Source organism: Mesorhizobium amorphae CCNWGS0123, from assembly GCF_001686985.1.
In the GTDB taxonomy this organism is placed as follows: domain Bacteria; phylum Pseudomonadota; class Alphaproteobacteria; order Rhizobiales; family Rhizobiaceae; genus Mesorhizobium; species Mesorhizobium amorphae.
The window spans coordinates 322,841-343,033 of record NZ_CP015318.1; the positions used below are offsets into that span (position 1 = coordinate 322,841).

The window sequence follows — 20,193 nt, forward strand, 5'->3', positions numbered from 1 at the left end:
CGGCTTTGCCCGGGCGTTTTTCGTTATGCACGACATGATCGTCGCAGCATTCCGGGCGACAGGGAATATCGGGCAGGGTCTGGCTTCCCCTGGATTGTGGCCGAGGCGCCAAACTATCCGGAAATCAGCGGCATAGGCCAAAAAGCCACCCTCCCGCCTTGCACTGGTCACGTCTTCGCCTCACTCTCCCGTAATTCGATGAGGACGCGAATGTGAGGGGCAAATTCGGATGGAGCATGCGATCTATCTCGCGACGCTGATCGGCACCGCGCTTGTCGTTGCCGCTGCGTTTTCGAGCCTGATCGCGTTCCGCTTCGGCGCCCCCCTGCTGCTGCTGTTCCTCTGCATTGGTCTCGCCACCGGAACCGATGGCCTCGGCATCGAATTCGACAATGCGCGGCTGGCTTATTTTGCCGGCTCACTGGCTTTAGCCGTCATCCTGTTCGATTCCGGTTTCGGCACGCCGCTCAACGCCCTGCGCCAGGCGGCCGGGCCGGCGCTGTCGCTGGCGACCTTCGGCGTCATTCTGACCACCGGCCTGTTCGGCGCCGCCGCCTATTACCTGCTCGACCTCAGCTGGCTGGAATCCTTCCTGCTCGGCGCCGCCGTCGCCTCGACCGACGCGGCTGCGGTGTTCTTCCTGCTGCGCGCCGGCGAGATCAATCTGCGCGAACGCGTGCGTGCGACGCTCGAAGTCGAATCCGGCACCAACGATCCAATCGCCATCTTCCTCACCATCACGCTGGTCGAGGTCATTGCCGCCCACGCCAATCCCGAGACCCATGTGCTGGTTACAGACCTGGTGCTCGGCTTCGTGCTCAATATGGGTCTCGGCGCTGTCGTCGGCGGGCTTGGCGGGCTGGCCATCGTGCGCCTCGTCGACCGGCTCAACCTCGACCACGGCCTGCTGCCGATCTTCGTGCTGACCCTGTCGCTGATGGTGTTCGCCGCCGCCGGCGCCATCGGCGGTTCCGGTTTCCTGGCGGTGTATCTGGCGGGGCTGGTCGCCGGCAATTCCGACATCCGCGCCGTCACCATCCTGAAGCGCTTCCAGGACGGCATGTCGTGGCTGGCGCAGATCATCATGTTCCTGATCCTCGGCCTGTTCGCCACGCCCTCGCAATTTCCGGCGATCCTGGTGCCGGCGGTGCTGCTCGGCCTGTTCCTGATCTTCGTCGCCAGGCCGATCGCCGTCTGGCTCTGCCTGATCCCGTTCCGCCTGCCCCGTCCCGAGATCGCCTTTGTCTCCTGGGTCGGTCTGCGTGGCGCGGTGTCGATCCTTTTGGCCATCACGCCGCTGCTCGGCGGCCTGGAAAACGGCCGCACCATTTTCAACACCGCCTTCATCGTCGTGCTGGTATCGCTTGTCATCCAGGGCTGGACCGTCGGACCTCTGGCGCGCCGCCTCGGCCTGATCGTGCCGGCCCGACTTGGGCCGCTGGACAAGGTCGAACTTGAACTGCCGGGCTCGGCCCATCACGAACTGCTCGCCTATCGCGTCGCGCCGGGCAGTCCGGTGGCGCGCGGCGAACGCATCCCGCGCTGGGCCAGGCCCTCGCTGGTGCTGCGCGACGGCCGCTCGATGCGCTTCCAGGACATGGGCCGGCTTGCCGCCGGCGACCACGTCTACATCTTCGTGCCGGATCGCTATCCGCGCCTGCTCGACAAGCTGTTTGCCAGCCGCGCCGTGGTCGACCCCGAGGATGCCGACTTCTTCGGCGCCTTCGCCGTCGATCCGACACGCTCGGCCGCGGAACTGGAAGCCGCCTATTCGCCGGGCCTGACGGAGGCCGAGAGCAAGCTGACCATCGGCGCCCTGGTCACAGAGCGCCTTGGCAACCATGCCGAATATGCCGACCGTGTCCTGCTCGGTCCGATCGAGCTGATCGTGCGCGACGTCGACGACAAGGGCAAGATCACAGGCCTTGGCCTGTCCTTCGAACCGACCGCACCGATGGCGCGCGTGCCGGTGTTCCTGAGCGCCGGCGAAATCCGCGACCGCCTCGCCGCCTTCGTCCGCAGATGGCGCAAGCCGGCCGAAATACCTGCTGCCGAGCTTCAGACGGAGGACGCACCGGGTCCGGCCAATGAAAAGGCCGCGAGCGAAAGCTGATCTTTCGAGGCGACATCATTTTTGCGCGCGCGCCTTCACGCGGGCCTTGCATCGTCGTCGGTGCGGGGTATGGTCCCGGCGATTTTTCGCAAAAAGGGATCAGCATGGCCGGCTTCAAGACACTGGACGACATCGGCAACATCTCCGGCAAGCGCGTGCTGGTGCGCGTCGACCTCAACGTTCCCGTCGCCGACGGCAAGGTCACCGACGTCACCCGCATCGAGCGCATCGCGCCGACCTTGGCCGAATTGTCCGGCAAGGGCGCCAAGGTCATCCTGCTTGCCCATTTCGGCCGTCCCAAGGACGGCCCGACCCCGGAGTTCTCGCTGGAGCCGATCGCCAAGGCGACGGCGGATGTGCTCGGCCGTCCCGTCGGCTTTGCGTCCGACTGTGTTGGTGACACCGCCGCAAGCGCCGTCGCCGCCATGAACAAGGGCGACGTGCTGCTGCTCGAAAACACCCGCTTCTACAAGGCCGAGGAGAAGAACGACCCGGCCTTCACCGAAAAGCTCGCCGCCAATGGCGACATCTTCGTCAACGACGCCTTCTCCGCTGCTCACCGCGCCCATTCGTCGACCGAAGGGCTGGCGCATCTCTTGCCGGCCCATGCCGGCCGCACCATGCAGGCCGAGCTCGACGCGTTGGAGAAGGGCCTCGGCAATCCCGTTCGCCCGGTCGTCGCCATCGTCGGCGGCGCCAAGGTGTCGACCAAGATCGACCTCTTGATGAACCTGGTGAAGAGGGTCGACGCGCTGGTCATCGGCGGCGGCATGGCCAACACCTTCCTCGCCGCGCGCGGCACCGCTGTCGGCAAATCGCTGTGCGAGCACGACCTAGCCACCACCGCCAAGCAGATCATGATCGAGGCGGCCGAAGCCGGCTGCGCCATCATCCTGCCGGTCGACGGCGTCGTTGCCAAAGAATTCAAGGCGGGCGCCGCCAGCGAAACCGTCGCCATATCGGAGGTGCCGGCCGACGGCATGATCCTCGATGTCGGCGAAAAGACCGTGAAGACCGTCGCCGACTGGATCGACCGTGCCGCGACGCTGGTCTGGAACGGCCCCCTCGGCGCCTTCGAGATCGAGCCCTTCGACCACGCAACGGTGGCGGCGGCCAGGCACGCGGCGGCCCGCACCAAGGCCGGCAAGCTGGTCTCGGTGGCCGGCGGCGGCGATACGGTGGCCGCGTTGAACCATGCCGGCGTGGCCGACGACTTCACCTATGTCTCGACCGCCGGCGGCGCCTTCCTGGAATGGATGGAGGGCAAGCCATTGCCGGGCGTCGAGGTGCTGAAGCGCTGAGAGCGTCTGGCTTGGACGATCAATACTAGGAGAGCGCGCCGGGGCGGCCGCAACTTTCAATCGATTCGAGCTTTCCGGCGTCATTTCTTTGGCGGTAATGTTCTGCTGGCGCGGAAACAACACCGTCAAGGAGAAGCAAAATGAGCGAACGTCTCGAAGACATTGCCGCCGCGATCGTCGCCGACGGCAAGGGCCTCTTGGCCGCCGATGAAAGCTCCGGCACAATCAAGAAGCGTTTCGACGTCATCGGCGTCGAATCGACCGCCGACAGCCGCCGCGACTACCGCGAGATGATGTTCCGCGCCAAGGACGCGATGACGAAATACATTTCCGGCGTCATTCTCTACGACGAGACCATCCGCCAGAAGGCCGTCGACGGTACGCCTCTGGTCGACATCATCAAGGCCTCGGGCGCCATCCCCGGCATCAAGGTCGACGCCGGCGCCAAGCCGCTGGCCGGTTTTCCCGGCGACACCATCACCGAAGGCCTCGACGGCCTGCGCGAGCGCCTCGCCGAATACTACAAGATGGGTGCCCGCTTCGCCAAATGGCGCGCGGTGATCGACATCGACGTCGCCAAGGGCGTGCCGTCGGCCACCTCGATCGGCTCCAACGCCCATGCGCTGGCCCGCTATGCTGCACTTTGCCAGGAGGCCGGCATCGTGCCGATCGTCGAGCCGGAGGTGCTGATGGACGGCGCCCACGACATCGACACCTGCTACGAGATCAGCAAGGCGACGCTGACGAAGCTCTACACCGAGCTCTATGCGGCCCGCGTCGTCCTCGAAGGCACCATCCTCAAGCCCAATATGGTTTTGGCCGGCAAGAAGTCGGGCAAGGTAAGCAGCCCGGAGGAAGTCGCCGAACGGACCATAAAACTGTTCCGCGAGACGGTGCCGTCGGCGGTGCCGGGCATCGCCTTCCTCTCCGGCGGGCAATCGGACGAGGAAGCCACCGCCAATCTCAACGCCATCAACGTCATCGGTCCGCATCCGTGGAAACTGAGTTTCTCCTACGGCCGCGCCTTGCAGGCCGCCCCGCAGAAGGCCTGGAGCGGCAAGGCGGAAAATATTGCCGCCGGCCAGGCCGCCTTTGCTCATCGCGCGCGCATGAACTATCTGGCGGCGCTCGGACAATGGCAGCCGGCGCTGGAAAAGGCCGCCTGACCACACCTCGTCTGTGTTGATCCGGACCCGGGCCGTGTGCCCGGGTTTTGTTTGCCCGGTGGTTGCACGCCTTAGAAAGAACTGGCGGTCATGTCGGTTTGCACCGGTGCCGAACGTCCTTGGAGGGAAAACAGGGAGTGGTTCATGCCAAACAACAAGATCGTTTCGCGGGAAGACTGGTTCGAGGCGCACAAGGCACATCTGGTGCGCGAAAAGGAACTGACGCGCTTTCGCGACCGCATCGCCGCCGAGCGCCGCGATTTGCCCTGGCTCAAGATCAGGAAGGACTACGTCTTTGAAACCGGGCAGGGCCCGAAGAAACTGGCCGACCTGTTCGCGGGCAACAGCCAGCTGATCGTGTATCATTTCATGTTCGGGCCGGGCGCCGACTACCGCTGCGAAGGCTGTTCGTACCTCGCCGACCACATCGACGGCGCCAACCTGCATCTCAAACACCACGACGTGTCGCTGGTCGTGGTGTCGCGGGCGCCGCTGGCCGAACTGCTGCCCTACAAGCAGCGCATGGGCTGGAAATTCGACTGGGTGTCGTCCTACGCTTCGGATTTCAATTTCGACATGCAGGTCTCCTTCACCGACAAGCAGATCGCGGCGGGTGACACCACCTACAATTTCGAGACGCGTCCGCGGACATCGAAGGATCTTCCCGGCGCCAGCGTGTTCTACCGCGATGCGACCGGCGACATCTTCCTGACCTTCATGACACGCGCCCGCGGTGGCGACCCGCTGATCGGCGCCTACCACTATCTCGACATGACGCCCAAGGGCCGCAACGAGACTGGTCCCTACAACGGGCTGATGGACTGGGTGCGGCTGCATGACGAATACCAGGAGGGGCCGCAGGCTGAGCACGATTGCTGCCGCTGAAGAGAGCGGCAGGCGCGCAAGCCCGTTCACCTGTGCCGCCGCATGCGCTAAAGGGCTGGTTGTAATCCGTTCAATGGTATCGCCATGCGTTTTCCAGCCCTCCTCACCTGGCTCGCCTTCCCGGTCTATATCTGGCAGGGGCTTGGCGTGCGCCGCCGCACCACCCGCATGCTGCCTGCGCAAGGGCCGGTCATGCATGAAATATCAGGCAGGCAGCCGGCAATCTCGTTGCTGGTACTGGGCGATTCCTCGGCCGCTTCGGTCGGCATCGGCAATTCCGAGGACGGGCTTGCCGCGCAGCTGGCCGCGTTGATCTCGAAAGGCACCGGCCGCGTCGTCCGCTGGCGGGCGGCCGGCTTCAATTCGGCAACGTCGGGCCAGATCCGCGATCATGTCCTGCCCAATCTGTCGGCCGATTCCTGGACGCATATCGTGCTGGCCATCGGCACCAACGACACCAAGAACTTTCATTCGGTGCCGCGCTTCAAGAAGGAGTTCGGCGGCCTGCTCTATGCGCTGCGCGCCAAATGGCCGGAGGCGCGCGTGGTGTGGTCGCCAGTGCTGGAGTTCACCCGCGCGCCTGCCATGCCGCCACTGCTCGGCAAGATCCTCGAAATCCGCGCCACCGAAATGAATCGCATGGGCGAGCGCCTCTGTCTCGAGCGCGGCGCGGTGCCGGCGCCGCGGCTGCCGATCACCAACCCGGAGGCCGGCTTTGCCTCCGACGGTTTTCATGCCTCGGAGGCGGGTTACCGCGCCTGGGCCGAGCATCTGGTCGGCCTGGTGTTGGCGGAAGGGCAAGGCGTGGCGCTGTAGCGGTTGCGCTCCTACCCCCAATGGCCGAGCAGCGCCGTTATCGAGATCGCCGCCATGGCCAGCACCGCCAGCTTCCAGAAATCGCTGCGCCGCCTCAGCCCCGGCCAGCCGAGCGGCTTGATCAGCTGGATTGCCATGATGCCAATGATGACGAGCGCGAGGAGTTTCGACATGCCGCTTTTGACCAGCATCGCGCCCGGCTGTCAAAGCGGTTCTCCGTCATCTCAGCCGGCCGACTCATTCCTGACAAAAGGCCCATTTCCCGGGCAGCCGCACGCCAACCCAAAACCTTCTTCAGCGGCCTGACATCCTCCTGACAGACTGCTGTCAGGAGGGGTGTGCGATGATGCTCTCATCAAAACAGAGGAGAGTCGTCATGAACGGTTTTACGATTTTGCACAGCGTCCAGCACTATGTCGGCAAGATCCGCACGATGCGCAACGAGATCCGCACCCAGCGTTTCATGAACGGTCTGCCGGCGGACATCCGCAAGGACATTGGCTGGCCGGACATGTATGCCAACGGCCGCCACATCGATAGCTGAGATGTTTTTTTGCGCGCCGCGCTTGGCTGCGGAGGCAGTGGCGCCCAGATGTAAGTCGCGGGGCTGCTGAAGGCTCCTGACAGTATGCTGTCAGGAGCGATGCGATAAAGCGGCAACATCAGGAGAAAGATATGGCCTTCATCCCTGCAAAAGCCTCGGCCTGGTTCGAGATTCCCGTCACTGACATGGACCGTGCACGCGCCTTCTATGCGTCGGTGCTGCAGAACGATCTGGTGCTCGAGGAGAGCGGCCCGAATCCGATCGCCATGTTCAGCGCGCAGGAGCGTATGGCGTCTGGCCACGTCTATCCCGGCAAGCCGGCTGTGCCGGGAACCGGCCCGACGATCCATTTGTCGGTGGCCGCGCCGATCGAGGATGCGATGGAGCGGGTAACGCAAAATGGCGGCCAGGTCGTCTCGCCGGCGATCTCCATTCCGGCCGGCACATTCGCCTATTGCCTCGACCCCGACGGCAACAGTTTCGGCCTTTTCGTCTAGGTACGCGCATGGTGAAAAGCTGGAACGACAGGCTGAACACAGCGGGCATCAACGGCATCAAGCCGTCGCCGCGCACGGTGGCCGACGTCGTCGAAGGCCAGTCGATGCTGGTGCCGACGGCGCGCCAGGTCGACGATTTCATCCGCTCCATCCCCGAGGGCGTCGAAATGGATGTCCGTGCCCTGCGCACCGCTTTAGCCATCGAGCACGGTGCCGAAGTGACATGTCCGGTCACCATCGGCTATCATCTGCGCACCGTCGCTGAGGCCGCCAATGAGGATCTGGAGCGCGGCATGTCGCTGAGTGACGTCGCACCGTTCTGGCGGGTGATCGACGCCAGGACGCCGACAACGAGGAAATTGTCCTTCGGCGCGGAGTTCGTCGCCGCGCAGCGCAAGCGCGAAGGGCTGAAACCATAATGCATGTCGCCCGACCACGACATGCATAAAGACAACGCCGAGGGACCATACGATGCGCCGTGCCGACAGGCTCTTCCAGATCGTGCAGCATCTGCGCGGTGGCCGTCTGGTCACTGCCCAGAAGTTGGGCACCTGGCTCGAGGTTTCCGAGCGAACCATCTACCGCGACATCGCCGATCTGCAGTCGACCGGGGTGCCGATCGACGGCGAGGCGGGCGTTGGCTACATGATGAGGGAGGGTTTCGACCTTCCGCCGCTGATGTTCACCCGTGACGAGATCGTGGCACTGGTCGCCGGCGCCCGCATGGTGCGCGCCTTTGGCGGCGCCGCCATGGCCAGGGCCGCCGATGAGGCGCTGGTCAAGATCGGCGCCGTCCTGCCCGACGCCGAGAAGGACCGCATCGCCCGCACCGAGATCCACACGCCGATGTGGGTGGTGAGCGATGCCGCGCGCGAGGCGATCGACCTGATCGAGCGCGCCGTCGAGAAACGCCAGGTGCTGACCATCGATTACTCGGACGAGGCCGGGCGCGGCACCGCGCGCGACATCCGGCCGCTCGGCCTGTGGTTCTGGGGCAAGGTATGGACGCTGGTCGCCTGGTGCGAGATGCGCGACGATTTCCGCGCCTTCCGCATCGACCGCATCGCTTCGGTGGTGATCGCCGGCCGCATCTTCAAGCCGGAACGCGGCAAGCAGCTGGCGGATTTCTACCGGGCGGTGGAGCGCAGCGAAGACTACGGCATGACGCCGGATCGGGCGGCGCGTAGCTGAGCAGCGCGAGACAACCAACAAAAAAGCCCGCTCGAAAGCGGGCTTTTTTGTTGGTTGCCGAGAAGCTTACTCCTCGTCCGCTTCCTCGTCCTTGTCTTTCGACTTCAAGGCCGAAAGCTTGGCGAAGACGGCGTTGGCGTCGAGCTCGGCATCCTCGTCCTTGGGCTTTTCCGGCGCCGGCACCAGCCGTTCGGTCAGCGCCGCCGGCAGCAGCGTGTCGCCGACAGGCTGCGCCTGCTCGCGGCCGCGCGAGGCGCGATTGACTTCCATGTCGAGGTCGATCTGCGAGGCCAGACCCAGAGTCACCGGGTCCATCGGCTGCAGATTGGCCGAATTCCAGTGCTTGCGCTCGCGGATCTGGTCGATCGTCGACTTGGTGGTGCCGACGAGGCGCGAGATCTGCGCGTCCTTCAGCTCGGGATGGTTGCGCACCAGCCACAGGATGGCGTTCGGCCGGTCCTGGCGCTTCGACAGCGGCGTGTAGCGCGGACCCTTGCGCTTGGATTCCGGCACCCGCACCTTGGGGTCGGAGAGCTTCAGACGATGGTTCGGATCCTTCTCTGCGCGCGCGATCTCGTCGCGGGTCAGCTGGCCGGTCATGATCGGGTCCATGCCCTTGATGCCTTGCGCCGATTCGCCGTCGGCGATCGCCTTGACCTCGAGCGGATGCAGTCCGCAGAATTGCGCGATCTGCTCGAAGGAGAGCGCGGTGTTGTCGACCAGCCAGACGGCGGTCGCCTTGGGCATCAGCAGCGTATTGGCCATTTCAAAAATCCTTCTCGTTCGCCCGCGTTCCCGCGCGGGCGGTGGTTTTAGAGCCACCAAAATGGGAAATTCGCGGCCTGTATAACCGCTCCGCTGCCATTTCGCAATGTTTTTGGGAGAGTCGCGGCAAGAGCGGCGACAGAGTAAGGGAACGGCCGATCAGCGATCGGCGGTCATTGCCGCCGCAAAGGGCGGTCCACAAAGACAAAACCCGCCGGACAGGGTCCAGCGGGCTCGGAACCGGCGACGCAAAACTGTCAGCGGCGGCTCTGGCTTCTTTCGGCGGGTCCGGCCTTTCGGGCCGGACCCGCCGGAAAATCAAATCGCCTGGCGGGCGATTCTCTCGATGTCGCCACGGTTGATGCCGAGGTCGTGCAGCTGACGGGCGTTGAGCTTGTTCAGCTCGCGCACGGTTTCGTTGTACATGCGCCAGTTACGGAAAGCGCGGATCGGGTTCATGGTAGTCCTCCATTTGTTGGATCAATTGTTTCGATGCCGCTTAGATAGGCATCGTTGCCCAAGAAATGAACGGACGCTTTTGCATGGCCGCAATGCAATTGTGCATTGCAGCATTAAGCCTTTGTTCAGCTTGTCGGGCCGCCGACACGCACGCCCCCAGGATGTGCCCTGCCGTTCGCAGGCCGCAGGCCGGCATCACCTGAATATCGATACATCCTAGCCGACGTCGAGCACGATCTTGCCGATATGCTCGCCCTCCTCAATCCGCTCATGCGCCCGCCAGGCATCCGTGAGCGGGTAGATCATGTCCATGACCGGCGCTATCCTGCGGGTGCCGAGCAGCGGCCACACCTGCGCCTCGAGCGCGGCGGCGATTGCCGCCTTGAATTCGACGGTGCGTGGCCTGAGCGTCGAGCCGGTATGGGTGAGCCGCTTGACCATGATCTTGGAGAAATCGGCGCTCGCCACGGCGCCGCCCTGCAAGGCGATCTGCACGATGCGGCCTTCTATCGCCGCCGCCTCGTAATTGCGCGCGATGTAGTCGCCGCCGACCATGTCGAGGATCACATTGGCGCCCTTGCCGGCGGTCGCGTCCTTGACCGCGGCGACGAAATCCTCTTCGCGGTAGTTGATCGCCCGGTCGGCACCGAGCTTGAGGCAGGCGTCGCATTTCTCCTCGCTGCCGGCGGTGGTGATGACGTAGGCGCCGAAGGCGGATGCCAGCTGGATCGCCGTGGTGCCGATACCGGACGAGCCGCCATGGACGAGCAGCGTCTCGCCGCTTTTCAGGCCGCCGCGCTCGAAGACATTGTGCCAGACGGTGAAATAGTTCTCCGGCACCGCCGCCGCCTCGGTGTGGGTGAAGCCGGCCGGCAGCGGCAGCACGCTGCCGGCATGCACCTTGACATATTCGGCATAGCCGCCGCCTGGCGTAAGCGCGCAGACCCGGTCGCCGATGCGCCAGCGCGATATCTCGTCGCCAAGGGCCGCCACTTCGCCCGACGCTTCGAGGCCCGGCAGGTCGGACGCGCCGGGTGGCGGCGGGTAGGCGCCCTTGCGCTGCTGCACGTCGGGCCGGTTGACGCCGGCAGCGCGAACCCGGATCAGGATCTCGCCCGGACCGGGCATGGGTACGTCGCGCGTTTCCGGCTTCAGCACCCGTGGGCCGCCGGGCTCGGAAATCGCAATGGCCGTCATCTTCGCCGGAATTTTCTGTGCGCTGGCCATGAACTGTCCCATCATTGGGCCGGTCTTCGCCGGCTGTTTGCATCAGCACCCTTGCCCTATGTATGCTGATTGCCAGATCAGGCAAATGCTGAATCAGGGAGGAGCGACGATGGCGATCTTCGACGACGAACCCAAAAAGAAGGCCCGTCCGCACGAGATCGGACAGGATCTGGCACTGCTTTCGGTCGATGAGTTGTCGGAGCGGATCGGCATCCTGCGCGACGAGATCGCCCGGCTGGAAACCGAGCTCAAGAGCAAGAGCACGACCAAATCCGCTGCCGAGGCACTGTTTCGCCGTGGATGATTTCCACCGATAGGCCTTTCGGGGCGGCAACGCGCCGCTGAAAAGCCCGAATGCCACTGTCTTCAGGGCTGCGCCCGAAATTCCAGCCGGATCAAAACATGTTCGCAACCTACAGGCCGATCCTTTCGCTGCTTCGCGGCACCGCCTTCCTGCTCGCGGCGTCCGGACTGCACGGACTGCTTCTGCCGCTGCGTGGTCAGGTGGAAGGGTTTTCAACGGCATCGCTCGGCCTGATGGGCACGGCCTGGGCAGGCGGCTTCGTCACCGGCTGTTTCTTTGCGCCGCGCATCGTGCGGCGCGCCGGCCATGTCAGGGCCTTCGGCGCCTTTGCCGCGTCGGGAGCTATCGTTGCGCTCCTCACCGGCCTCGTCATCGACGAATATATCTGGATCCTGCTGCGCGCCTTCACCGGCTTCACCATGGCCGGCGCCTTCATGGTCATCGAAAGCTGGCTGAACGAGAAGGCCACCAACGAGAACCGCGGCACCGTCTTCGGCCTCTACATGATGGTCACCTACGCCTCGATCATGGGCGGCCAGATGATCGTTGCAGGCGGCGACGTGAAATCGGCCTCGCTGTTCATGATCACCGGCATATTGTTCTGCCTGTCGCTGATCCCGACCGCCGTCTCGTCGGCTTCGCACCCCAAGCCGCTGCAGGACGTCAAGCTCGACGTCAAAGGGCTCTATGCCAATTCGCCGGTTTCGGCGATCGCCTGCCTGCTGATCGGCATCGCCAATGGCGCCTGGGGCACGCTGGGCGCCGTCTATGGCGCCCGCATCGGCATTTCCACGGCCGAGATCGCGCTGATGATGAGCCTCGTGGTCGTTGCCGGTGCGGCCATGCAGCTTCCAGCCGGGCGGCTTTCCGACAAGACCGACCGCCGTTTCGTGCTGGCCGGCGCTGCCTTCGGCGCGGCATTGTTCGCCATCCTGATCTTCCTGTTCGAACCGCGCTCCAGCCTGTTCGTCATCGTCTTCACCGCCGCCTATGGCGCATTCGCCTACACGCTCTATTCGATCGCCGTGGCGCATGCCAACGACCACGCGCGCGCCGAGGATTTCGTCAAGGTCTCAGGCGGCCTGCTGCTGCTCTATGGCTTCGGCACCATGATCGGCCCCCTGCTGGCGGCCGGCTTGATGGGCTGGTTTCGTCCCGAGGGACTGTTTCTTGCAACCGCCCTCGCGCATCTTTGCCTGGCCGCCTACACGCTGCTGCGCATCAGCCGCCGCGCGCCGGTGCCGATCGAAGATCGCGACGCGTTCACGACGCAACCGGCCGACCGCTCGGTCACGCCGGAAGCCTTGCGGCTCGATCCACGCAGAAAGAATGAAACCAACGGTTGAGATTTCGGGAACTTTGCCCCACAAATAAGGCATGATCTTTTCCGACGCCTTCATGGCGATCGCCGATCCGAACCGGCGCTACCTTCTCGAAGAGCTCCGGCGCGGCCCGAAGACCGTCAACGAACTCGCTGCCGGGCTGCCAGTGTCGCGCCCGGCCGTTTCCCAGCATTTGAAGGTGCTGCTCGACGCGGGCCTGGTCAACGCCAAGGCCGAAGGCACCAGGCGCGTCTATGCGGTGAGCAGCGCCGGCTTCCTCAGATTGAACGTCTGGCTCGACCAGTTCTGGGAAGCCGGGGAGCTTGGGTCGCCCGGAAGCTGAGGCATCGTCGGCCAGGTTTTCGGCGATCGGCGCTAACCGTTGTTGTAGGGAAACAGCTTGAAATAGGGCTGCGCTTCCTCGATCACGCGGGCCACCGACGGCCGCGCGAGCAGGCGGTCGTGGTAACGCTTTACTGCCGGATAATTGTCGCCGAACGGCTCGACCTTGTTGGCATAGAACAAGGCCGGCGCCGCGGCGCAGTCGGCCATGGTGAAGGCATCGCCCACCGCCCATGTCCGCGACTGCATCTCCCGTTCGATGATGGCGTAGGAGCCGCGTAGCTGGGCGCGGGCCTGCTCGACGCCGAACGGATCGGTCTTGCCTTCCGGCCGCAGGCGGTCGCCGACGACCTTCTGCATCGGCTCCTGCACATAGAAATCGTAGAAGCGGTCGGCCAGGCGAACCTGACGGGCAAGATCGATATCGGCCGGGATCAGGTCGACCGGTCCGGGGTAATGCGCGTTGAGGTATTCGATGACGATGGTCGACTCCGGCACCGTATGACCAAGCGCCTCGTCCTGCAGCACCGGCATTTTGCCGGCCGGCGACAGCTTCAGGAAGGCGGCACGCGACTGCTCGTTACCAAGATCGACGATGACGGAGTTGAACGGCGTGCCATTCTCGTAGAGCGCGATGAGCGGCTTCCAGCAGAAGGACGCCAGCGGGTGGAGATGCATGGTCAGGGACATTGTCTGCTCGCTTCTTTCTTAGAGCAATTCCAGGATAGAGCGGTCCTGCGTTTCCGTGAAACGGTGAACCGCTTCGGTCATCGATTTCAATAGTGAGGCACGTGCTTACCTATCGCCGCAAGTCCAACCTGACAGGGACCGCGCTCAGCCTGCCTGGCTATGCGTGGCGATGGCGGCGACGATTTCCGGCCAGTCGTCGGGATGCATCTCATGGCCGCCGCCTTCGATCCGCACCAGCCTCGCGCCGGCAACCGCCTCGGCAAGAGCGGCACCATGCTCGACCGGAAAGATCGGGTCCGCCGTGCCGTGGATGACGAGGAGCGGAGCCTTCATGTCATGCAAGCGGCCCGTCCGGTTCTCACCACCTTGAAGCATGAAGTGGTTGGTCGCGCTCAAAAGGCCACCGGAGCGGTCGTAGTCCTGCTCGACGAACGCCCTCGTCCGTTTCTCGTCGAACGGATGCGCAATGCCGGCGATGGCGCGCGCGTCACGGACCACGAAGCCGATCACCTGGTCACGATCCGCCCAATCGACCTTCGCGCCTTCGGCCGAATGCTCCCGATAGGCATCGGTCGCTCCAGGCAGATGGGACGTGTCCACGCCCATCGGCGAACTGCTGACGACCGTAAGCGTCGCGACGCGCGATGGGTGTTTCAGCGCCACAAGCTGCGCGATCATGCCGCCCATCGACATGCCGACGACATGCGCTCTCTCGACACCATGATCGTCGAGCACACGGATGGCATCATCGGCCATGTCGTCGAATGTGTAGGGTGGCTCGCCCGGCGCATATTTGGTCGACAGCCCGGTATCGCGGTTGTCGTAGCGGATCACGAAGCGGCCCGCATCGGCGAGCTTCCGGCAGAACGCCTCCGGCCACCAGAGCATGGAAGCCATGGCCCCCATGATCAGCAGCACCGCCGGATGCGCCGGATCGCCAAACGCCTGGGATACGATTTCGGGTTGCTTGTCCGTGCTCATGGTTCTCCTCCACTGCATTCAAATCCGATTGCATTTTGCAATCAGTTGCACGATAATAAAACTGATAAGATAATGCAACCAGTTTTTACTGGAGAGTCGCATGAACACCGATCATCGGTCCGGATGCCCGATCAACCTGTCGCTCGAAGTGTTCGGCGACCGCTGGAGCCTGATCATCCTGCGCGACATGATCTTCGGCGGCCGGCGCCATTTTCGCGAACTGCTGAACGGTTCGATCGAGGGCATCGCCTCCAACATCCTTGCCGACCGGCTGAAGCGGCTGATGGAATTGGGCATGCTGACCAAGGCCGACGATCCTTCCCACAAGCAGAAGGCCATCTACAGCCTGACCGAAATGGCGATCAGCCTGGTGCCGATCCTGGCGCATCTCGGCGCCTGGGGCCGTGTCTGGCTGCCGGTCACTGAGGAACTCTCGATCCGCGCCGAGCTTCTGGAAAAGGGCGGCCCACCGATGTGGGAGCAGTTCATGGATGATTTGCGCCACGAGCATCTGGGCGCGCCCGGCCGCGCATCAGGCCCCACCGTGCGCGCAATCTTGCAGGCCGGCTACGAAGCGGTGGTCGCCCGCAAGGCGCTCGGTGCCGTGCGCGACCCGGCCTGACCAACTTATTTTCCCAATTGCGGGCCGGCTCTGCTATCAAGGGCCTGAAAACAATAATTTATGGGATTGGACAACGCTCTTGGTCGAGAACTCTAAGGATACTGCCCGCGCACGGGCAGATTTGCGTTTCAAGAAGCAGGAAGAGGCAGCCACGGTCCGCCAGAAGGCGATGGCTGAATATGTCGCCGAAAGCGACGCCCGCCAGGCCAAGACCAACAAGCTGAGGGCGCTGCGTCTGGCCAAGGAAGCCGAAGACCTCGCCAATGCGGCAGCTGCTCCCGTCAAGAAGCCGGCGCGGGCCAAGAAAAAATAGCCTTTCCTCACCAGCGGTCCGGGAGCGACCGCACGGCGATGGCCATATCGGCGCGTGCCGGTCGCCGGCTCGTTGCATGGTGGCCCTCGCCTTCCATTTCGCCTTTTCACGCGAAGCAATTTCAACCGCAATCGGGATTTCGCATCTCCTGCGGCCGGTCGATGATTGACGCGTTTCAACAGGAGACTGCCATGACCGTACTGACGCTCGCCAAAGCCATCGAGATCATCGGCGCCGCCTTCGCCAAAGGTGCCGAGCTCGAGCTCAAGCCGCTAGGCGTATCGGTCCTCGATGCCGGCGCCCATCTTGTCGCCTTCCAGCGCCAGGACGGCGCATCGTTCCTGCGTCCGCAAATGTCGGCCGGCAAGGCCTATGGAGCACTGGCGATCGGCATGGGCTCGCGCCGCGTCGAAGCCTTCGCCAAGGAGCGGCCGCATCTCGTCGCCGGCATCTCCGACGTATCGGGCGGTCGCGTGCTGCCTGTCGTCGGCGGCGTGCTGATCCGCGACACATCGGGCACCGTCATCGGCGCAGTCGGCATTTCCGGCGACACGTCGGACAATGACGAGGCGGCTGCAATCGCAGGCATCGAAGCAGCCGGCTTCACAGCCGATCCGGGCTGAGGCGCCGGAGCCTGCTTCTAGTTGAGATTGATATCCCGGCTTGCCGAGCGCATCGACACAGAGAAGCCGGCCAGTACATCGAACAGCGCAATCACCATCAGCGTGAAGAACACGGAGTGCGCCGCGCCCTTTACCAACAGGAACTCGACCAGGAAGGCAACGAAGACCAGCGTCGACAAGAGATGATCCAGGATCGAGGCATTCGTCGTACGAACCGCCTTCACCATTTCGGCGAACAGGAAGACCAGCGCGATCAGCACCATCAGGTCGCCAAGCGTCATCGAGAACACCCCGCCCGACATCATGCCGATCGAGAACATCTCGGTTGCCCACGGGTCGTCGCCGCTGCCGAAGATTCCGAGAAGTCCGAGATTGTAGAGCACGAAGGGCAGGATCAGCAGCGGAATGGCACCGAACATTGCGGGTCTCCGGTTGGTGCGTGTCGCCCAAAGGCGGGCTTCGGACAGCGATACGCACGGAAACAACAACTCGAGATGCGCCGCACAGTGCCGCTCAGATACGGCGCGCTCTGATCTCTCACTAGCAGCGCCCGGGCCATTGTCGTCAAGATTTTTCGCGCGCGCAGCGAACACGGACAAAGACCGTCCGAAACAACGGCGTCAGCAGCAACCGGGCTACCAGGTTGCCGTACCCGAAGGGGACTCACCTGGTCGTCAAAAATATCGCTCAAGGTTCGAGCGGATGCGATCCAGCACGGTGTGGCCGGAAGTGTCGGGAAGGAATTTCTTGCCGGTGATTGCCTCATAGGCCTGCGCATAGACGCGCGAAGCCTGGCTGACGACCTCGTCCGGTATCTTCGGTATCGAATCCCTGTAAGGATCGCACCGCGCCGAGACCCACGACCTGATGAAGTCCTTGTCGAAACTCTCCGGCCGCTTGCCGCTTTCGAAGGCTTCTTCGTAGCTCGCCGCGATCCAGTACCGGCTGCTGTCCGGCGTATGGATTTCGTCGGCAAGAATTATGGTGCCGTTCTTGTCGGTGCCGAATTCGTATTTGGTATCGGCGAGGATCAGGCCGCGTTCGGCGGCGCGCGCCTGGCCCCTGGCGAACAACTGCAAGGCGTAGCGCGATACGGTGTCCCACTGCGCCTGCGTGAGAAGGCCCTGTTCGATGATCTCGGCCTTGGACAGAGGTTCATCATGAGCACCGTCCAAGGCCTTGCTGGTCGGCGTGATGATCGCCTCAGCCAGTTTTTCGTTGTCGCGCAAGCCATCAGGCAGGCTGATGCCATACAGGTCCCGCTCACCCTTCCGGTACTTGGTCAATATCGAGGTGCTGGTGGTTCCCGCCAGATAGCCGCGCACGACGATCTCGACCGGCAGGATATTAAGCCGGGTGCCAACGACGACATTTGGGTCGGGGTACTCCAGAACATGGTTCGGACAGATATCGGCGGTTTCCTCGAACCAGTACCGGGCCGTCTGAGTCAGGATCTCGCCCTTGAACGGGATCGAGGTCAGGATGATGTCGAAGGCGCTGAGCCGGTCAGTGGCGATGATGATGCGCCTGCCGTCCGGCAGGTCGTAGTTCTCGCGGACCTTGCCCCTGTAGTGGCCCGGCAATTCGGGAATGAAGGCATCGGACAGAGTGCGCATCGGATCTCCTGCCTTCCGAAGATTGGTGGATTCCATCATCGCATAAGCCCTCGACCCTCAGCATATCAAGCGCGAATGGTGAGGCTTGCCCGACAATGCAAAAAGACCGGCCATTGGCCGGTCTTCTGGGTAGGCGCAAAACCGTGAAAGCTTCTCAGCTTTCCTTCGGCTCCAGAACCTGGCGGCCGCGATACATGCCGGTCTTCAGGTCTATATGGTGCGGACGGCGCATTTCGCCGGAATTCTTGTCCTCGACATAGGTCGGGGCCTTGAGGGCGTCGGCCGAGCGGCGCATGCCGCGCTTGGACGGAGAGGTTTTTCGTTTCGGAACGGCCATGGATATGCTCCACTAGATGGTCAAAATGCCCCGGCTGCCCTCGTGAAAGGGCCGCGTCAGGGGCCGGAATCTGAGAAAGTCGGGTGCCTATACACGCCCTGCGCCGTTTTGGCCAGCACTACCGAGAATTTTTTTAGGCCGAAACAAAGCCGCTAATCCAGGCAGCCGACATAAGCGCCCGACCTACCCGCGCGCCGCTCGATCAAAGAGGCCAGCCGTCTTAAGCCGGGCCCGGGCTTGGCCGGGTTGCGGGCGATCGGGTTGGGCAAGGTGACGGCAAGCAATGCCGCCTGCCGGCGCGACAGCCGTTTTGCCGAAACGCCGAAATGGTGCTGGGCGGCGGCCTCGATGCCATAGATGCCCGGCCCCCACTCGGCGATGTTGAGATAGATCTCCATGATGCGCCGCTTCGACATCACCGCGTCGAAATAGACGGCCAAAGGCAGCTCCACCACCTTGCGCACAGTGCCCAGCGGCTTCGACCACAGATAGAGGTTCTTCACCGTCTGCATGGTGATGGTCGACGCGCCGCGCGTCGCTTCGCCGGCCAGCGCATCGTCGACGACGCCGCGCAATTCGCCGAGATCGACGCCGCGATGGGAGCAGAACTGCCCGTCCTCCGACATGATCACCGAATTGGCCAGCACCGGCGCCACGTCGTCGATCGAGACCCAGCGCCGGTCGTAGCCGGAGAACGTCGCCAGATCCTTCAGCATCAGCGTCGACACAGGATGCACGAAGGACGGCAGATAAAGGAAGGTCAGCACCACGGGTATCAGGGCCAGCACGGCGGCCACGACAATGCCACGCCGGCCCAGGCGCTTGAGACCGGCGCGGTTCAAGCGCCTCGGTCGCGCCATGTCCAGCCCTTCGGTTTCATGATCGACGATCGGTTCCGTCAAGCCGCCCCACCTGCGCTATCAGCTCAACCGGCATAATGGCGAGAGGCTTCTTGCGCAATGTCTGAGTGTCGGCTACCGCTCCCGGGCATGACGAAAGACGACCAAATGGGCTTCGAAATCGTGCTTTCCGCGCGGGCGGCGCCGCTTGAGGCGATGTTGAGGCAGCTCCTCGACGCCCGCACGCTTTCGGGCGAGATCGCCCGGCCGGAGCGGCTGATGGCGGCCATGCGTCACGGCGTGCTGAATGGCGGCAAGCGGCTCCGTCCTTTCCTGGTCATGGAAAGCGCAGCACTCTTCTCCGCCGACGGCGAGGCAGCATTGCGCGTCGCAGCCGCGCTCGAATGCGTGCATTGCTATTCGCTGATCCATGACGATTTGCCGGCCATGGACGATGACGATCTGCGCCGCGGCCAGCCGACCGTGCACAAGGCCTTCGACGACGCCACCGCGATCCTTGCCGGCGACGCGCTTCTGACTTTAGCCTTCGACATCCTGGCCGATGAGGCAACGATGCTGCCGGCGGAGCGCAGGGCAGCCCTGGTGCTGGCGCTTGCCCGCGCCGCCGGTGCCGGCGGCATGGTCGGCGGCCAGACGCTCGACCTCGAGGCCGAGCGCAGCAGGCCGGACGAGGCCGGCATCATCCGGCTGCAGGCGATGAAGACCGGCGCGCTTATCCGCTTCGCCTGCGAGGCAGGCGCCATCATCGGCGGTGCGGCACAAGAGGATCGCGAGAGGCTGGCCGAATTCGGCTCTGCGATCGGGCTCGCCTTCCAGCTTGCCGACGATTTGCTCGACCTGACGGCGGACGCGCACCAGATGGGCAAGGCGACCGGCAAGGACGCGGCCGCCGGCAAGGCGACGCTGGTGGCACTGCACGGCGCCGGCTGGGCGCGCAGCCAGCTCAACGGCCTCGTCGGCCAGGCACATGCGCTGCTCGAACCTTACGGCGAACAAGCGGTGCTGCTGAAGGAAGCGGCAAAGTTCGTGGCGAACCGCAACAGCTGACGTTGCGGCCAGCTGGATGCGCTTAGTCCGGGTTCTCCAGGGTGAGATCCACCTTCTTGGCTGTTTCTGGCCCGTCGTTTCCGTGAAAGGGTGACGACCCGACTGCTCAGAATTGATGCGCCTATCGCCCGGTAGATAACTGTTGCGGCGGCATAGGATCAAAAGCTTTCAT

26 protein-coding genes are annotated in these 20,193 nt (G+C 63.8%); 16 read left to right on the forward strand and 10 right to left on the reverse strand.

The window, feature by feature from the left end; translation table 11 throughout:
• Nucleotides 1-229 precede the first annotated feature (229 nt).
• The 5 genes from A6B35_RS01450 to A6B35_RS01470 all read left to right on the forward strand — a co-directional run bounded on the left by A6B35_RS01450 (nt 230) and on the right by A6B35_RS01470 (nt 6,281).
• Nucleotides 230-2,113 carry a potassium/proton antiporter gene (locus A6B35_RS01450; protein ID WP_006200771.1) on the forward strand — a complete coding sequence of 628 codons (1,884 nt, stop codon included), beginning with the start codon at nt 230-232 and terminating at the stop codon, nt 2,111-2,113.
• Nucleotides 2,114-2,217: 104 nt separating this feature from the next.
• Entirely contained in the window at nt 2,218-3,414 is a 1,197-nt protein-coding gene (locus tag A6B35_RS01455) for a phosphoglycerate kinase (protein WP_006200770.1), read from the forward strand.
• 140 nt (nt 3,415-3,554) lie between these two features.
• Complete coding sequence (locus tag A6B35_RS01460) at nt 3,555-4,580, forward strand: class I fructose-bisphosphate aldolase (RefSeq protein ID WP_006200769.1); 1,026 nt, start codon at nt 3,555-3,557, stop codon at nt 4,578-4,580.
• Between the two features lie 144 nt (nt 4,581-4,724).
• Nucleotides 4,725-5,465, forward strand: a complete 741-nt coding sequence (locus A6B35_RS01465; protein WP_006200768.1) for a DUF899 domain-containing protein — start codon at nt 4,725-4,727, stop codon at nt 5,463-5,465.
• 84 nt (nt 5,466-5,549) lie between these two features.
• On the forward strand, nt 5,550-6,281 hold the full coding sequence (locus tag A6B35_RS01470; RefSeq protein WP_006200767.1) for an SGNH/GDSL hydrolase family protein: 732 nt from the start codon (nt 5,550-5,552) through the stop codon (nt 6,279-6,281).
• An 11-nt stretch (nt 6,282-6,292) separates the two neighbouring features.
• On the opposite strand, the gene A6B35_RS01475 is transcribed toward A6B35_RS01470, so the two are convergent.
• The gene (locus tag A6B35_RS01475; protein WP_081482086.1) at nt 6,293-6,454 is read right to left on the reverse strand and encodes a hypothetical protein; all 162 of its coding nucleotides are present in this window, start codon (nt 6,452-6,454) and stop codon (nt 6,293-6,295) included.
• Between the two features lie 203 nt (nt 6,455-6,657).
• On the opposite strand from A6B35_RS01475, the gene A6B35_RS34140 reads away from it, so the two are divergent.
• The 4 genes from A6B35_RS34140 (at nt 6,658) to A6B35_RS01490 (ending at nt 8,513) form a co-directional block, all read left to right on the forward strand.
• Nucleotides 6,658-6,825: a hypothetical protein gene (locus A6B35_RS34140; protein WP_006200765.1), complete on the forward strand. Its 168-nt coding sequence runs from the start codon at nt 6,658-6,660 to the stop codon at nt 6,823-6,825.
• Nucleotides 6,826-6,956: 131 nt separating this feature from the next.
• Nucleotides 6,957-7,322, forward strand: coding sequence for a VOC family protein (locus tag A6B35_RS01480; RefSeq protein WP_006200764.1), 366 nt, complete (start codon nt 6,957-6,959; stop codon nt 7,320-7,322).
• Nucleotides 7,323-7,330: 8 nt separating this feature from the next.
• Entirely contained in the window at nt 7,331-7,741 is a 411-nt protein-coding gene (locus A6B35_RS01485) for a hypothetical protein (protein WP_006200763.1), read from the forward strand.
• A 52-nt stretch (nt 7,742-7,793) separates the two neighbouring features.
• Nucleotides 7,794-8,513 carry a helix-turn-helix transcriptional regulator gene (locus tag A6B35_RS01490; RefSeq protein WP_065518138.1) on the forward strand — a complete coding sequence of 240 codons (720 nt, stop codon included), beginning with the start codon at nt 7,794-7,796 and terminating at the stop codon, nt 8,511-8,513.
• Nucleotides 8,514-8,579: 66 nt separating this feature from the next.
• On the opposite strand, the gene A6B35_RS01495 is transcribed toward A6B35_RS01490, so the two are convergent.
• From A6B35_RS01495 to A6B35_RS01505, 3 genes are all read right to left on the reverse strand, one after another.
• On the reverse strand, nt 8,580-9,278 hold the full coding sequence (locus A6B35_RS01495) for a DUF1013 domain-containing protein (protein ID WP_006203788.1): 699 nt from the start codon (nt 9,276-9,278) through the stop codon (nt 8,580-8,582).
• A gap of 318 nt (nt 9,279-9,596) precedes the next feature.
• Nucleotides 9,597-9,737 (reverse strand): DUF1127 domain-containing protein, encoded by a 141-nt coding sequence (locus A6B35_RS01500; RefSeq protein ID WP_006203790.1) that lies wholly within the window; start codon nt 9,735-9,737, stop codon nt 9,597-9,599.
• 216 nt (nt 9,738-9,953) lie between these two features.
• Nucleotides 9,954-10,964 (reverse strand): NAD(P)H-quinone oxidoreductase, encoded by a 1,011-nt coding sequence (locus tag A6B35_RS01505; RefSeq protein ID WP_040583251.1) that lies wholly within the window; start codon nt 10,962-10,964, stop codon nt 9,954-9,956.
• Between the two features lie 109 nt (nt 10,965-11,073).
• On the opposite strand from A6B35_RS01505, the gene A6B35_RS01510 reads away from it, so the two are divergent.
• The 3 genes from A6B35_RS01510 to A6B35_RS01520 all read left to right on the forward strand — a co-directional run bounded on the left by A6B35_RS01510 (nt 11,074) and on the right by A6B35_RS01520 (nt 12,933).
• Nucleotides 11,074-11,268: a DUF1192 domain-containing protein gene (locus A6B35_RS01510; protein ID WP_006203792.1), complete on the forward strand. Its 195-nt coding sequence runs from the start codon at nt 11,074-11,076 to the stop codon at nt 11,266-11,268.
• A gap of 98 nt (nt 11,269-11,366) precedes the next feature.
• Nucleotides 11,367-12,614 carry an MFS transporter gene (locus A6B35_RS01515; RefSeq protein WP_040583253.1) on the forward strand — a complete coding sequence of 416 codons (1,248 nt, stop codon included), beginning with the start codon at nt 11,367-11,369 and terminating at the stop codon, nt 12,612-12,614.
• A gap of 31 nt (nt 12,615-12,645) precedes the next feature.
• Entirely contained in the window at nt 12,646-12,933 is a 288-nt protein-coding gene (locus A6B35_RS01520; RefSeq protein WP_006203795.1) for an ArsR/SmtB family transcription factor, read from the forward strand.
• A gap of 32 nt (nt 12,934-12,965) precedes the next feature.
• Here the strand turns inward: A6B35_RS01520 and A6B35_RS01525 are convergent, their stop codons facing one another.
• Both A6B35_RS01525 and A6B35_RS01530 read right to left on the reverse strand, forming a co-directional pair.
• Nucleotides 12,966-13,622, reverse strand: a complete 657-nt coding sequence (locus tag A6B35_RS01525; RefSeq protein ID WP_006203797.1) for a glutathione S-transferase family protein — start codon at nt 13,620-13,622, stop codon at nt 12,966-12,968.
• 144 nt (nt 13,623-13,766) lie between these two features.
• Entirely contained in the window at nt 13,767-14,603 is an 837-nt protein-coding gene (locus A6B35_RS01530) for an alpha/beta fold hydrolase (RefSeq protein ID WP_006203798.1), read from the reverse strand.
• Nucleotides 14,604-14,703: 100 nt separating this feature from the next.
• On the opposite strand from A6B35_RS01530, the gene A6B35_RS01535 reads away from it, so the two are divergent.
• The 3 genes from A6B35_RS01535 (at nt 14,704) to A6B35_RS01545 (ending at nt 16,161) form a co-directional block, all read left to right on the forward strand.
• Nucleotides 14,704-15,225, forward strand: a complete 522-nt coding sequence (locus A6B35_RS01535; protein ID WP_006203799.1) for a winged helix-turn-helix transcriptional regulator — start codon at nt 14,704-14,706, stop codon at nt 15,223-15,225.
• A gap of 79 nt (nt 15,226-15,304) precedes the next feature.
• Nucleotides 15,305-15,538, forward strand: a complete 234-nt coding sequence (locus A6B35_RS01540; protein ID WP_040583247.1) for a hypothetical protein — start codon at nt 15,305-15,307, stop codon at nt 15,536-15,538.
• Nucleotides 15,539-15,729: 191 nt separating this feature from the next.
• Nucleotides 15,730-16,161 carry a GlcG/HbpS family heme-binding protein gene (locus tag A6B35_RS01545; protein WP_006203802.1) on the forward strand — a complete coding sequence of 144 codons (432 nt, stop codon included), beginning with the start codon at nt 15,730-15,732 and terminating at the stop codon, nt 16,159-16,161.
• Between the two features lie 17 nt (nt 16,162-16,178).
• Here the strand turns inward: A6B35_RS01545 and A6B35_RS01550 are convergent, their stop codons facing one another.
• From A6B35_RS01550 to A6B35_RS01565, 4 genes are all read right to left on the reverse strand, one after another.
• Nucleotides 16,179-16,580: a hypothetical protein gene (locus A6B35_RS01550; protein WP_006203803.1), complete on the reverse strand. Its 402-nt coding sequence runs from the start codon at nt 16,578-16,580 to the stop codon at nt 16,179-16,181.
• A 255-nt stretch (nt 16,581-16,835) separates the two neighbouring features.
• On the reverse strand, nt 16,836-17,777 hold the full coding sequence (locus A6B35_RS01555; protein WP_006203805.1) for a phosphoribosylaminoimidazolesuccinocarboxamide synthase: 942 nt from the start codon (nt 17,775-17,777) through the stop codon (nt 16,836-16,838).
• 154 nt (nt 17,778-17,931) lie between these two features.
• Nucleotides 17,932-18,114 (reverse strand): 50S ribosomal protein L32, encoded by a 183-nt coding sequence (gene rpmF / locus A6B35_RS01560; RefSeq protein ID WP_006203806.1) that lies wholly within the window; start codon nt 18,112-18,114, stop codon nt 17,932-17,934.
• A 152-nt stretch (nt 18,115-18,266) separates the two neighbouring features.
• On the reverse strand, nt 18,267-18,974 hold the full coding sequence (locus tag A6B35_RS01565; RefSeq protein WP_050900760.1) for a transglycosylase domain-containing protein: 708 nt from the start codon (nt 18,972-18,974) through the stop codon (nt 18,267-18,269).
• Between the two features lie 129 nt (nt 18,975-19,103).
• On the opposite strand from A6B35_RS01565, the gene A6B35_RS01570 reads away from it, so the two are divergent.
• Nucleotides 19,104-20,021, forward strand: coding sequence for a polyprenyl synthetase family protein (locus A6B35_RS01570; RefSeq protein WP_040583249.1), 918 nt, complete (start codon nt 19,104-19,106; stop codon nt 20,019-20,021).
• The last annotated feature ends 172 nt before the right edge of the window (nt 20,022-20,193 follow it).

Bases quoted from the DNA above. Each gene is read 5' to 3' on its own strand.
- A6B35_RS01515 (WP_040583253.1), top strand. From the start codon at position 11,367: ATGTTCGCAACCTACAGGCCGATCCTTTCGCTGCTTCGCGGCACCGCC.
- A6B35_RS01500 (WP_006203790.1), bottom strand. From the start codon at position 9,737: ATGAACCCGATCCGCGCTTTCCGTAACTGGCGCATGTACAACGAAACC.
- A6B35_RS01510 (WP_006203792.1), top strand. From the start codon at position 11,074: ATGGCGATCTTCGACGACGAACCCAAAAAGAAGGCCCGTCCGCACGAG.
- A6B35_RS01450 (WP_006200771.1), top strand. From the start codon at position 230: ATGGAGCATGCGATCTATCTCGCGACGCTGATCGGCACCGCGCTTGTC.
- A6B35_RS01530 (WP_006203798.1), bottom strand. From the start codon at position 14,603: ATGAGCACGGACAAGCAACCCGAAATCGTATCCCAGGCGTTTGGCGAT.
- A6B35_RS01535 (WP_006203799.1), top strand. From the start codon at position 14,704: ATGAACACCGATCATCGGTCCGGATGCCCGATCAACCTGTCGCTCGAA.
- rpmF (WP_006203806.1), bottom strand. From the start codon at position 18,114: ATGGCCGTTCCGAAACGAAAAACCTCTCCGTCCAAGCGCGGCATGCGC.
- A6B35_RS01565 (WP_050900760.1), bottom strand. From the start codon at position 18,974: ATGGCGCGACCGAGGCGCTTGAACCGCGCCGGTCTCAAGCGCCTGGGC.
- A6B35_RS01455 (WP_006200770.1), top strand. From the start codon at position 2,218: ATGGCCGGCTTCAAGACACTGGACGACATCGGCAACATCTCCGGCAAG.
- A6B35_RS01520 (WP_006203795.1), top strand. From the start codon at position 12,646: ATGATCTTTTCCGACGCCTTCATGGCGATCGCCGATCCGAACCGGCGC.
- A6B35_RS01485 (WP_006200763.1), top strand. From the start codon at position 7,331: ATGGTGAAAAGCTGGAACGACAGGCTGAACACAGCGGGCATCAACGGC.
- A6B35_RS01490 (WP_065518138.1), top strand. From the start codon at position 7,794: ATGCGCCGTGCCGACAGGCTCTTCCAGATCGTGCAGCATCTGCGCGGT.
- A6B35_RS01505 (WP_040583251.1), bottom strand. From the start codon at position 10,964: ATGGCCAGCGCACAGAAAATTCCGGCGAAGATGACGGCCATTGCGATT.
- A6B35_RS34140 (WP_006200765.1), top strand. From the start codon at position 6,658: ATGAACGGTTTTACGATTTTGCACAGCGTCCAGCACTATGTCGGCAAG.
- A6B35_RS01550 (WP_006203803.1), bottom strand. From the start codon at position 16,580: ATGTTCGGTGCCATTCCGCTGCTGATCCTGCCCTTCGTGCTCTACAAT.
- A6B35_RS01525 (WP_006203797.1), bottom strand. From the start codon at position 13,622: ATGTCCCTGACCATGCATCTCCACCCGCTGGCGTCCTTCTGCTGGAAG.
- A6B35_RS01570 (WP_040583249.1), top strand. From the start codon at position 19,104: ATGACGAAAGACGACCAAATGGGCTTCGAAATCGTGCTTTCCGCGCGG.
- A6B35_RS01480 (WP_006200764.1), top strand. From the start codon at position 6,957: ATGGCCTTCATCCCTGCAAAAGCCTCGGCCTGGTTCGAGATTCCCGTC.
- A6B35_RS01495 (WP_006203788.1), bottom strand. From the start codon at position 9,278: ATGGCCAATACGCTGCTGATGCCCAAGGCGACCGCCGTCTGGCTGGTC.
- A6B35_RS01555 (WP_006203805.1), bottom strand. From the start codon at position 17,777: ATGCGCACTCTGTCCGATGCCTTCATTCCCGAATTGCCGGGCCACTAC.
- A6B35_RS01460 (WP_006200769.1), top strand. From the start codon at position 3,555: ATGAGCGAACGTCTCGAAGACATTGCCGCCGCGATCGTCGCCGACGGC.
- A6B35_RS01545 (WP_006203802.1), top strand. From the start codon at position 15,730: ATGACCGTACTGACGCTCGCCAAAGCCATCGAGATCATCGGCGCCGCC.
- A6B35_RS01465 (WP_006200768.1), top strand. From the start codon at position 4,725: ATGCCAAACAACAAGATCGTTTCGCGGGAAGACTGGTTCGAGGCGCAC.
- A6B35_RS01475 (WP_081482086.1), bottom strand. From the start codon at position 6,454: ATGTCGAAACTCCTCGCGCTCGTCATCATTGGCATCATGGCAATCCAG.
- A6B35_RS01470 (WP_006200767.1), top strand. From the start codon at position 5,550: ATGCGTTTTCCAGCCCTCCTCACCTGGCTCGCCTTCCCGGTCTATATC.